The organism is Winogradskyella sp., assembly GCF_013042245.1.
Classification (GTDB): domain Bacteria; phylum Bacteroidota; class Bacteroidia; order Flavobacteriales; family Flavobacteriaceae; genus Winogradskyella.
In genome coordinates this window covers 1-11,692 of sequence record NZ_JABDQL010000127.1, presented here as the reverse complement: position 1 = coordinate 11,692, position 11,692 = coordinate 1, and the positions used below count along the sequence as shown (strand labels likewise).

The 11,692-nt window shown below is 32.1% G+C and carries 13 protein-coding genes and 1 pseudogene; 10 read left to right on the top strand and 4 right to left on the bottom strand.

The features are described from left to right. Positions 1-164: 164 nt before the first annotated feature. The gene (locus tag HKP48_RS09965) at positions 165-2,183 is read right to left on the bottom strand and encodes a DUF262 domain-containing protein (RefSeq protein WP_296345399.1); all 2,019 of its coding nucleotides are present in this window, start codon (positions 2,181-2,183) and stop codon (positions 165-167) included. After that, the gene (locus HKP48_RS09960; RefSeq protein ID WP_296345397.1) at positions 2,176-3,867 is read right to left on the bottom strand and encodes a DUF262 domain-containing protein; all 1,692 of its coding nucleotides are present in this window, start codon (positions 3,865-3,867) and stop codon (positions 2,176-2,178) included. Before HKP48_RS09960 ends, HKP48_RS09965 begins: the two co-directional genes overlap by 8 nt. Before the next feature lie 181 nt (positions 3,868-4,048). On the opposite strand from HKP48_RS09960, the pseudogene HKP48_RS09955 reads away from it, so the two are divergent. Next, positions 4,049-4,258 (top strand): annotated as a pseudogene (locus HKP48_RS09955) (3'-5' exonuclease); the annotation flags it as partial. A 206-nt stretch (positions 4,259-4,464) separates the two neighbouring features. On the opposite strand, the gene HKP48_RS09950 reads toward HKP48_RS09955, so the two are convergent. Together HKP48_RS09950 and HKP48_RS09945 are read right to left on the bottom strand one after the other, a co-directional pair. After that, entirely contained in the window at positions 4,465-5,028 is a 564-nt protein-coding gene (locus HKP48_RS09950; RefSeq protein ID WP_296345394.1) for a hypothetical protein, read from the bottom strand. Then, positions 5,029-5,991, bottom strand: a complete 963-nt coding sequence (locus HKP48_RS09945) for a YHYH protein (RefSeq protein ID WP_296345392.1) — start codon at positions 5,989-5,991, stop codon at positions 5,029-5,031. A gap of 238 nt (positions 5,992-6,229) precedes the next feature. Here HKP48_RS09945 and HKP48_RS09940 point away from each other — a divergent pair, with 238 nt between their 5' ends. From HKP48_RS09940 to HKP48_RS09900, 9 genes are all read left to right on the top strand, one after another. Further along, positions 6,230-7,006: a 3'-5' exonuclease gene (locus HKP48_RS09940; protein WP_296345390.1), complete on the top strand. Its 777-nt coding sequence runs from the start codon at positions 6,230-6,232 to the stop codon at positions 7,004-7,006. 2 nt (positions 7,007-7,008) lie between these two features. After that, positions 7,009-7,620, top strand: a complete 612-nt coding sequence (locus HKP48_RS09935; RefSeq protein ID WP_296345388.1) for a fumarylacetoacetate hydrolase family protein — start codon at positions 7,009-7,011, stop codon at positions 7,618-7,620. Between the two features lie 86 nt (positions 7,621-7,706). Further along, entirely contained in the window at positions 7,707-8,048 is a 342-nt protein-coding gene (locus tag HKP48_RS09930) for an Hpt domain-containing protein (protein WP_296345386.1), read from the top strand. Positions 8,049-8,050: 2 nt separating this feature from the next. After that, a complete protein-coding gene (locus HKP48_RS09925; RefSeq protein ID WP_296345384.1) occupies positions 8,051-9,298 on the top strand; it encodes a competence/damage-inducible protein A in 1,248 nt (415 codons plus the stop codon). 80 nt (positions 9,299-9,378) lie between these two features. Further along, positions 9,379-9,615 carry a 50S ribosomal protein L28 gene (gene rpmB, locus HKP48_RS09920; protein ID WP_296345382.1) on the top strand — a complete coding sequence of 79 codons (237 nt, stop codon included), beginning with the start codon at positions 9,379-9,381 and terminating at the stop codon, positions 9,613-9,615. Positions 9,616-9,641: 26 nt separating this feature from the next. Beyond that, a complete protein-coding gene (rpmG, locus tag HKP48_RS09915) occupies positions 9,642-9,824 on the top strand; it encodes a 50S ribosomal protein L33 (RefSeq protein ID WP_008271040.1) in 183 nt (60 codons plus the stop codon). 10 nt (positions 9,825-9,834) lie between these two features. Continuing rightward, positions 9,835-9,987, top strand: a complete 153-nt coding sequence (locus HKP48_RS09910) for a DUF4295 domain-containing protein (RefSeq protein ID WP_073085660.1) — start codon at positions 9,835-9,837, stop codon at positions 9,985-9,987. A 142-nt stretch (positions 9,988-10,129) separates the two neighbouring features. Continuing rightward, positions 10,130-11,104 (top strand): signal recognition particle-docking protein FtsY, encoded by a 975-nt coding sequence (gene ftsY, locus HKP48_RS09905; protein WP_296345376.1) that lies wholly within the window; start codon positions 10,130-10,132, stop codon positions 11,102-11,104. Positions 11,105-11,110: 6 nt separating this feature from the next. Further along, a complete protein-coding gene (locus tag HKP48_RS09900; protein WP_296345374.1) occupies positions 11,111-11,590 on the top strand; it encodes a hypothetical protein in 480 nt (159 codons plus the stop codon). The last annotated feature ends 102 nt before the right edge of the window (positions 11,591-11,692 follow it).

Sequence of the window (11,692 nt, the reverse complement as noted above, 5' to 3'; positions counted from 1 at the left end):
TTACGTGTGACCCGAAATTCCGCAGGAATTTCCAAAGTAGGCGAGAACAAGCAATTATTTATAGCCATCCTAAGTTTGTTTCTAAATTCAACGGTTCCGTTCAACAGGAGTTTTCATTGTTCGTCCTACGGACGCAACGAAAACTTAGTTGTTGGGTGTGGTTTTTATTGTATTTTGATATTACCTTCTATTTCACGTGGTCTTTTACTTTTCAATAAGTAACAATATGAGTTATCTTCTGCGATAGTAATATGATTTGTTTTGTTATTATTATCCAATAGATTTGATTCTTTAATCAACCGCTTTTTCCAGTTTGGAAAATTTTCGGAAGGAATAAAATCTTGTGTAATTTGTTGAGGGGTTTTTAACATTAGTTGCAAAATAAATTTTTTAAAATATTCTCTGTAATATTCATCGTTTATGCAATATTCTATTTCTCTGAATTTGTCAAATAGTCTTCTTTTAGTTGCATTATCTATGTGCCAATATGACCACCAGTAAGAATAGAATTCATAATTGCCTTTGACTTCAATAGTCAACATTGCTCTTCTAATATTGTTATTTAAGCTTTTTTCATTACCAAAATAATTATTAATTACATCTGCAATTTTTGAAAACTTAATAGAATCAAAATTCAAAGGATTAAAGTTATAATTAATACAGTGAAAAATAAAACTTATTTTACCTCTCAATAATTCATTGTCTTCAGCCTTAAAAATGATATTTCTGTAGTCTGGATCGAAACAAATTAATCTTGCCTTTTCAATCTCTTCATTAATTTGATCTTTTGCATATTGTGATTTTAGGTTTGGTTGTTGATCAAGAAATTGATATATGTTTTGGCAACCATTTGATAATTCATTGATTAGATTTATAACACCATCAAAAGATTGTGGGCTTCTAACTATATCTGGTCTTGAACCATCTTTTTCTACATCACCTCTTGAAACAATGTTTCTAACTACTCGCATCCAATCTTCGTAAGTTTCTTTGTTTTTTTCATCGTTTTTTCTGTAATAAACAGACTCTGCAAAAAACAAAACTTTTTGAGTATAGGTGGCACTATTTCTTTGAAGAGTAGAAGTGGCATTATCTTCATGCACAATCATTGAAAGAAAAGATCCTTTTGGTGAATGTCTCCATAAAGGAAAAGGTAGTTTGTCGGATAAGTAATCATATAGAAATAGCCTTTCATGATATATGTCCAAAGTTGAAACAAGAAAATCAAAAGCTCTTTTTGTAAAGTGCGTAGGGCGAACTTTACTAGGTTCTTCTTGTAATTGGTTAATTAAATCGATTCTAACGTCAGTTGAATTAACTCTTTCTACTGATGACATTGTCATTGCAATAGCACTAACAAGCCTTATTTGAGCATCATCGATTGTGTTGTTTTTCCTAAAATAATCCCAGAAAAAGTCAGTCCAGTCATTATCAATTTTAACCCCAAATTGATCTTTAATATCCAAACCATTCTCCCAATTTTCATCAATTATTTTTTTTTGAAAACCTGCTTTAAAATTCTCAAAAGGCGTTAAAAGTTTACCTCTTGCATTCATTTTAATATATAGGTCATCTGTTAAACCCATATTCTCTAGTTCTACAAAATAGAATTGAATAAGATTAGATTTTAGTTTCTCCCAAAGGTTATCGATTTCAAAAAATTTTTCATGAATTGCATCAATGCTTCTAAGCATTGAGTCAATTGTAGGGTCATTTTTCCAAGATAAAAAGAACCAATTTTTATCAATAATTGTTTCACTTAATATTTGGTCAGAATTTAATACTTTGATTGATTCTTTAACTAAAACTTGACTAAATTCACGTGAAGATATACGGGTTTCGTATGTGAATTTTCGTAGTAAATCACTTATATTTTTATTTGATAGTAATTCTTCTTTTGTAGCTCCATACCAATGAAGTAAAAAAAGAGTTGTTAGTCTTTGTTGCCCATCCAATGGCTGAAATTTTGAATCCACAACACTGCCATAAATGAAATCAAGTTTTATGGGCTCATTATTTTTTAGACAATTAAAAATTGCGTTAAGGAAGTTGTCTCTTACTTCTTTCTGATTTTTTCTTCCTTGAGCATAATCCCTTTGTATGATAGGAATCTGAATGGAATGTTCATTGATCAAATCATTAAAGTTTAGAATGCGTCCAGTATAATTCTCTTGATTACTCATTTATTGTTAAATATTTGTCCAAAACAGAATACAAGTCTGTTTCATAATTTTTACGATCTTCTTCAGTCCAAAATGAGATTTTCGGTGGATATTCACTAAAATATTTTAGAAATACATTTTTAGTACAAATTGGAATAAAAACACCTGATTTATCACGATTAATAATTGTTTTTCTTTTTAGAGGAAATACAGCATTTTTATATCCACGATTAGTTTGGGAATCAAGAAGTGTAAGATTAGAAATATCATTTATAGCATCATCACCAAGATCTGAATTAAAGTGCGAAACAATATCTTCAAATAATTCTTTGAATTCATCTTCATTATTAACATTACACTGTTCTGATCTCTTGAGTAGCTTGGTGCCTTCTTTTTTAGATACATCAATAAAGACTTTTGCATCATTAAGCCAATGTTCTCTATTTTTATCAGGGACTGTGTCTTTTATAGATGTAATATGTTCAATATCCCAACTTTCATTCTTGAATAAATGAAAAGGAAAATAAGAGTTATCTTTAGGGCTATTGAGCATTGTAATAATATTGTAAAGAAGTAAAGTTTTACGTACTTCTTTTTTATCTTGATATTGTAAGTCTTCAATAACCAAGTCTTTCATTGATTTTACTATCAAGTCATCTAAGTAAGAACTAAATTCAACTTTTGAAAGATTACTTGATTCTGAATATAATTTACTGATTGAAATTTCATTGATGGTTACTAAAAATCCGATTTTATGATACCATTCACGTTTATTAAACCACTCACTAAATCTTTGATAATACCTTTTTATTTGTTGCCAGTTAGTTTCAATTGTTTTTTGATTACTGTTTCTAAATAGTTTGGTGAAATACCTAAAAGTTGCATAAGGGTCATTTTCGTCTTTATCTTGATTCATTAAATTGAAAATGAATTCAATTCGATTTGTATGAGTATTTTGACCTGTTAGGAAGTACCAAAATCTATCTTCTTGAAGTCCATGTTCAACATTATCCCATTCTGTTGCTATTTCAAGTTGCTTTAATCTTAACTGTTCTGGGTTAGTTCCAATAAAATTTGAACTATTTAAGAAGAGAGCTTTTATCAATTCACTATTTGTCAAAGGAATTTTTCCTATATTAATCCTAGTAAATATTGAAATTGGATTTTCTGTTTGGGATTCATACCAAATTACTTTTGAATGATATTTAAATTTTGAACCGAATTCTTGTTTGTCAAAATTTACTTTTCTCTTTTCGAACCAACTGCAAATAGTTTGATAAGCATGGGAAATATGGTAAAAATCAACGTTGCTATCATTTATTTTATTTTCTTCAAGTTTATCGAGAAAATCAGATGTGCCTAAACGAGTTTGATAGTCTATATGAAATATTTTTTCTCTTTTACTTTCAATAAAATCTTGATTTAAATAGTGCAAAATTAAGTATATAGTTGTTAAACGTTGTTGACCGTCTATAACTTCATATGAATTAACCTTTGTTTCTCGGCTTTTAATGACTATTGGTTGAAGACAATACCAGGTTTTATCGTCCGTGTTGTCAATAACTCGAGGTTTAAATTCGTTTATGTCATTAAGTAGGTCATTTACCTCTTTTTTAGTCCATTTATAACCTCTTTGGTAAGATGGAATAAAAAATGAAAATTGATTTAATTCACTTATTGTTTTTAACTCAAGTTTGTTTTCCATTTTAATATTTACTCGTCATTTTTTAATGTTTGCCAACGGCTTGATATAAAATCGTCTTAATGTGTTATATTTAATGTTAAACGAATTTAGGTTTTAAATTTTAGAAAGTCAAGTTGCAATACAGCGATTCTCATTATCTTTGTATTTCATAAAAAAAAGCTATGCAACTCAACCTCAATAAATCCTCTGTTTTTTCGATTTAGAAACTACAGGTATTAATATTTCAAAAGACCGAATCGTAGAAATTTCAATACATAAGGTTTTCCCTGATGGTAAAGAAGAGACCTATACAAAAAAGGTGAATCCTACAATTCCTATTCCGCCAGAAACGACGGCAGTACATGTTATTTTGGATGCAGATGTAGCTGATGCACTAACGTTTAAGGAGTTAGTAAAGTGGGTACGCAACAAATATCGGCGATTTAGGCGAAAACATTGGTTCTTTGCTTACAAATGGTTACGGGAAATTGCGAAGCATTATCCCAATCTGTTTGTGCATTGGCAATATGGGTTTACGCCTTGACTTGTTGAGAAGAGCCGTATGATGCGAGAGTGTCACCTACGGTTCTGTGAGAGGTTTAGGGGTGAGATCCCCCTTTATCTACTCGACTTTTTGAAGAAAACTATGCTTGTTATAATTAATATCGGAAATAAAAGCAGCCACCAAAAATGAAAAAAATCTAATTTATTTCCCTCATTTATTTTAAAAGATGTTTTATTTTTTGAAGTTTTAAATTTCGTCCCATTCCAAGTTATCGTATTATAATTTACTTGGTTTGTATACGTATTAAACATTATGGTGTTCGTTACTTCCTCTAAAGTATTGCCTTTAAAAGTTAGTAAATAATTATTTTGATGTGAGTGACCATTGTTATCAATTTCTTTGAATTTTTTAAATTCTAAAACCAAACCATTCTTGTCTTTCAAAATTAGGTTGTCTCTGATGTATGCCACAAAAGTACTCTCAAAGTCTTGCTTGTTGTTAGATGTTTCAAGATTCGGGTTGTAATTTATAAGAGCATTTCTCATAGACCAAGGAAATACTGCCTCTACCATAATTTGATTCTTACCTAAATTGAATGTAAAAAAGGCTTCATTTGGTTCGTGTGCGAAAATTGAATTTCCACACACGAGAAAAAAGACGACATATAAATATTTCATTTACCCTCCAATTTTAAAATCATTAGAAGGTGTGCCTTTAAAGTATCTTGGTATACTTGGAAATTCTTCAGTAATCACATAATAATACGTGCCTGAAGGATATTCTGGTGTTACCCCTGTTCTCCCATTGGCTTCATCTAATGTTCCCAATCCAGTTTCATATTCATAATCGTTTGAATAAACACCATTATAAACATCACAAGGTGCTGTTGTGCCATCGCCAGGTCTTGTTCCAGTTTTTAGCTTATAACTTGGTATCATTTCGATTATAGACGATGAATTATCACTCGCATCAGAATAGGCATATTTGTAATAAATAGGAAACCCGTCTGCTGCATAACCAATTAATGTCATAGTACTAGTTGGGATACTTAAATTTTGTAAGTAGAGGGTTGGTGAGCCGTGATAATGATATTTTCCTGTTGGCTGTACGTGAGCATTGTTACAATCCAACCCTAAATTCACGTTTAAAGCTTCTAAATTCCATTCCCAATTTACGTTCGGACTCATCATTCCCTCGTGAGGGAATGGTTCTGCTGCAACTGGGTCTAATTCCAAACCATTAAGTAATACCCCAAATGAATATTGGGGTCCTGCGTTTGGCTCTGTTCCCGTAGTAGAAAGCAAAGGCGTTAGCGTGCCTGAAAATGTTGGATTCAAAGAGATGGTATAACTTTCATTTTGCTCAGAAATGGCATTGGGATTGAGAGAGCCCAGTCCAGCACCAAACAACCCTACCATATGGTTCGGAATACTGTTGGCATTAATGGTTCTTGTAATTCCAGATGTACTTTGTGTAAATACAGAACTAAATGGTAAACTGACGTTACAATCACCTCTCGTATCGTCTAGAATTTGGTCTATTGTACAATTTTCTGTAGGTGTTGTGCTATCATCTTCTTTATTGCAAGAAGATAATCCTAATGCAATTAACATTGTAATTGTAATCAATTTGTAATTCATTTTTTAAGTTTTTTACATGTCTTTTTTAAAAATTTCCTGTGGTTTGTTCTAAAATGTTTATTAGACTTGTCTTTCATGAAAAGGTTTAACCGCTTCGTTATAATCACCGCCAACGGCTTGATATAAAATCGTTTTAATGTGTTATATCTAATGTTAAACGAATTTAGGTTTTAAATTTTGGAAAGTCAAGTTGCAATACAGCGATTCTCATTATCTTTGTATTTCATAAAAAAAAGCTATGCAACTCAACCTCAATAAATCCATCTGTTTTTTCGATTTAGAAACTACAGGTATTAATATTTCAAAAGACCGAATCGTAGAAATTTCAATACATAAGGTTTTCCCTGATGGTAAAGAAGAGACCTACACAAAAAAGGTGAATCCTACAATTCCTATTCCGCCAGAAACGACGGCAGTACATGGTATTTCGGATGCAGATGTAGCTGATGCACCAACGTTTAAGGAGTTAGCAAAGGAGATTAATAATATCATTAAAGATTCTGATTTGGGTGGTTTCAATTCAAACCGTTTCGATATTCCGTTATTAGCTGAAGAAATGCTCCGTGCCGAGATAGATTTTGATATGAAAAGCAGACAATCTATTGATGTGCAAACGATTTTCCACAAAATGGAACAGCGCACCTTATCGGCAGCATATAAATTTTACTGTGATAAAAACCTAGACGATGCGCATACGGCAGAAGCTGATACTAAAGCAACTTACGAAGTGTTAAAGGCTCAACTCGACCGCTATGAAGATTTAGAAAACGATGCTAATTTTTTAGCAGAATTCAGTTCTCGTAGAAAATTTGCCGATTTAGCAGGTTTCATCGTTTATAATAAAGAAGGTGAAGAATGTTTTTCATTCGGTAAGCATAAAAGCAAACGTGTCTTAGACATTTTAGAAAAAGAACCGGGCTATTTTGGTTGGTTATTAAATGCAGATTTTCCTTTATATACCAAAAAAGTATTAACAGCGATTAAGTTAAGTCAGTTTAATAATAAGTTAGGTTAATAATGAAACTAATCTGTATCGGTCGAAATTATACTGACCATATAAAAGAACTCGAAAACGAGAAACCAACTGACCCGGTTGTGTTTTTAAAACCGGACACTTCAATTTTACTAAAGAAACAACCGTTCTTTATTCCAGAGTTTTCAGATGATGTTCATCATGAGGTAGAACTTTTAATCAAGATTAATAAAGTAGGGAAGTATATTGATAAGAAATTTGCTCATAAGTATTATAATGAGGTAGGTCTAGGGATAGATTTTACAGCTAGAGACCTTCAAGCAAAATTAAAGTCTAAAGGCTTACCATGGGAAAAAGCAAAGGCATTTGATGGTGCTGCCGTTATCGGTAAGTGGTTGCCTAAAACTAAATTCAAGGATGTAAACAATATCAGTTTTAGTTTAAAGAAAAATGATAAAGTTGTACAATCTGGAAATACAGAGTTGATGCTATGGAAAGTTGATGAACTTATCGAATATGTCTCAAAATATTTCACTTTAAAGATTGGAGATATTATATTTACGGGAACACCAGCAGGAGTTGGAAAAGTTTTTGCGAATGACCACCTGCAAGGCTTCATCGAAAATGAAGAATTGTTTTCAATTAAAGTAAAGTAAGTTTCTTCAAAGCTAAGAGACAACTAGAATAATAACCTTTGATTTTGGGGCTTAACTAAAATCATTTTAATCTCGATTATCGAGTAATGGCAGAACACTATAAATTAGAACGCGTAAGAGAATTAGCAGAGAACGATGAAGATTTCGTTGTAGCTTTAGTAGGAGCATTTTTAGAAGAAGTGCCTGAAGATGCAGAGCGATTACGTAATTCTGTACCCGCAAAAGATTACAAAGAAACCTATCAAGCTGCTCATAAAATGAAACCAACAATAGATTTGTTTGGACTTAGCGTATACGACCAATTAATCGAAGTTCAAGATTGGGGTAAATTTGAGCAAACAGATAAAGACGTTACTTCCCAACTTCAAGAAGTACTTACTGCTATTGAGAATACAGTAAATGAGATTCGTCAAGATTTCGGATTGTAATTATGAATGCTGAAATTATTACCATTGGCGATGAAATTCTCATCGGGCAAATTATAGATACAAACTCTGCTTTTTTAGGAAAAGAACTTAATAAAATAGGCGTTTCCGTTTATCAAATTACGTCTATTCAGGATGAAAAAAAACATATTCTTAAAGCGTTAAAAGAAGCAGAAGAAAATGCAGATATCATCATTATCACAGGTGGTTTAGGTCCAACAAAAGACGATATAACCAAGCATACACTTTGTGAATATTTTGACGATTCTTTGGTTGAAAATAAAGACGTTTTAAATCATGTCGAATTTCTTTTTGAAAAATATATCAATACAACAATTTCAGATATCAATCGTCAACAAGCGTTAGTGCCTTCAACATGTACGGTACTTAAAAACGAATTTGGTACAGCACCAGGAATGTTATTTGATAAAAATGGAAAAGTATTTGTCTCACTTCCAGGAGTGCCTTACGAAATGAAGGCATTAATGAATTATAAAGTTCTTCCAGAATTACAAAAACGCTTCAAGTTACCCTACATTCAACACAAAACATTACTAACTTACGGATTAGGTGAAAGTGTCATAGCCGACAGAATTGAGGAGTTTGAAGATAGCTTACCAAGTTTCATTAAGCTCGCTTATCTACCAAGTTTAGGTCGTGTTAGGCTCAGACTTTCAGGAAAATCTACAGGTAAATTAATGCTAGAAGCTGAAATGCAGAAGCAAGTCAATTTATTATTACCTTTTGTAAAAGACATATTTGTGGGTTATGAAGAAGATTTGTCTATAGAGGCTTTAATTGGGAAGCAACTAACCCATATGGGTAAGACACTTTCCGTTGCAGAGAGTTGCACTGGCGGAAGTATAGCACATGCTATAACGGTTAATGCAGGTGCATCAAAATATTTTAAGGGTAGTGTAGTAAGTTATGCTTCGGAATCTAAAATAAATATTTTAAGTGTTTCCGAAGATGAAATAAAAAAGCATTCTGTAGTAAGTGAGCAAGTTGCCAAATCCATGGCAAAAGGCGTTTTACAACTATATGATACAGATTTTGCGATAAGTACAACGGGTAATGCTGGGCCGTCTAAAGGAGATGCAGATGCCGAAGTCGGTACGGTTTGGATTGGTATAGCTACAAAAGACACCGTTTACGCTGAAGTTTTTAAGTTTAGTAATCATCGCGAAAAGACTGTAAAAAAAGCTACTAACAAAGCTTTTGAAATGCTTCAGAAAGAAATATTAAAAAAGTAATACTTTCTGTTTGTTGAAATGTAAAGTTTTATTAAATTTGCACCCTGTTTAAAAACAAGAATACCTAAAGAGAGAAAACAATGTCAAGAGTTTGTGAACTTACTGGAAAAAAGGCAATGGTTGGAAACAACGTATCACACGCCATGAATAAAACAAAACGCAAGTTTGATGCAAACTTGGTTAAAAAACGTTTTTACATTCCTGAGGAAGATAAATGGGTAACATTAAAAGTTTCTACATCTGCGTTAAAGACTATCAATAAAATTGGTATCACTGCAGCATTAAAAGAAGCTAGAGAAAAAGGATTTTACAAATAATAGCGTTACGCTAAAGTCAATTTACAATGGCAAAAAAAGGAAATAGAATACAAGTTATCTTAGAGTGCACAGAGCACAAAGCTTCTGGTCAGCCAGGAACTTCTAGATATATTACGACCAAAAACAAAAAGAATACGCCAGATCGTATGGAGATTAAGAAATTTAATCCTATTCTTAAGCGTATGACAGTTCATAAAGAAATTAAATAACTAAAGCACCATGGCAAAGAAATCAGTAGCGTCTTTACAGACAGGATCAAAACGTTTGACAAAAGCTATAAAAATGGTTAAGTCACCAAAAACTGGTGCTTATACATTTGTGGAGTCCGTAATGGCACCAGAATTTGTTAATGAGTTTTTAGCTAAGAAATAAGCGTCAATTTGTAACGTTTTTATAAAACTGCTTTCATTTGAAAGCAGTTTTTTTATGTCTATATTTGAGCTGATTATGACAACTTAGCAGTAAGCCTAAATCAGGCAAGATTGTTGTAATCTCAATAGAAATTAATAGTTACATGAGCTTTTTTAAAAAAATATTTTCTTCAGAAAAGAAGGAAACCCTAGATAAAGGTTTAGAGAAATCTAAATCCTCTTTTTTCAATAAATTAAACAAAGCAGTTGCCGGTAAATCTAAAGTCGATGACGACGTTTTAGATAATTTAGAAGAAATCCTAGTTACTAGTGATGTAGGTGTTAATACAACACTTAAGGTCATCGAACGAATTGAAGAGCGTGTATCTAAAGATAAGTATTTAGGGACATCAGAGCTTAATCAGATTTTAAGAGAAGAAATTGCAGGTTTATTGTCAGAAACTAATTCTGGTGAAGAAACCGAGTATACAATTCCACAACTACCAAAACAGGATAACGGCCAAAAAACACCATATGTATTAATGGTTGTTGGTGTAAATGGTGTTGGTAAAACAACAACCATTGGTAAATTAGCTTATCAATTCAAAAAGCAAGGATTAAAAGTCGTGCTTGGTGCTGCAGATACTTTTAGAGCAGCAGCTATCGATCAATTGCAAGTTTGGGCAGATCGCGTAGACGTACCAATGGTAAGGCAAGATATGGGAAGCGATCCAGCTTCTGTAGCATTTGACGCTTTAGAATCTGGTGTTAACCAAGATGCAGATGTTATTATTATTGATACAGCTGGGCGTTTACACAACAAGATTAATTTAATGAATGAGCTGACTAAAGTAAAGCGTGTCATGCAAAAAGTAGTGGGCGACGCACCGCATGATGTTTTATTGGTACTAGATGGTTCTACAGGACAGAACGCTTTTGAACAAGCCAAACAGTTTACTGCAGCAACAGAAGTTACGTCTTTAGCGGTTACAAAGCTAGATGGTACTGCAAAAGGTGGTGTTGTCATTGGTATTAGTGACCAGTTTCAAATCCCAGTAAAATATATAGGTGTTGGTGAAGGTATTGAGGATTTACAAGTCTTTAATAAATATGAGTTTGTAGATTCGTTTTTTAAGTAACATTACATGAAACGAATTTTAGTTCTTTCATATCTTTTTATCTCTTTTATTTGCCATTCTCAGCAAGGAGGAATTATAGGTAAAGGTCAAATTGATATTAATAAAATAGAATTTTTTAGAAAGAACTATCAATGGAATAAAGAATATTTTTTTGTTGTTTCCTTTCGTCAACCAAAATCTAGGTGTTATTATGATAATTTTAGAAATTTAGGTAAAACCGAAAGTGCAATATTAAAGTTTGGTGAATCCGTTGAAGAAAAAAGTATTAGAAATATTTTTGTTTCTTCAGATGAAAAAAGGGTTAAATCTTATTTAGATTTTAAAACTACGTATTCTGATGTTGAAAATCTTGTCTTAAATACTTTCTTTGAAAAAGTAGAATCTTGTTTTGGACTTGTTGTTATTAATCGTAAAGGTCAGTATATGTCGTTAGCTGGTGAATATGTGACTAAGGATATTGATAATTTTATTCGCTTTCAGGTTTAATACCTCGAGGCTTGCCTCGTTAATTATTACTATTTTGTGACTCGATGTCACAGAATAGTAAATATATCCATAAAAGTCATAATGTTACAGTTTTACTATATC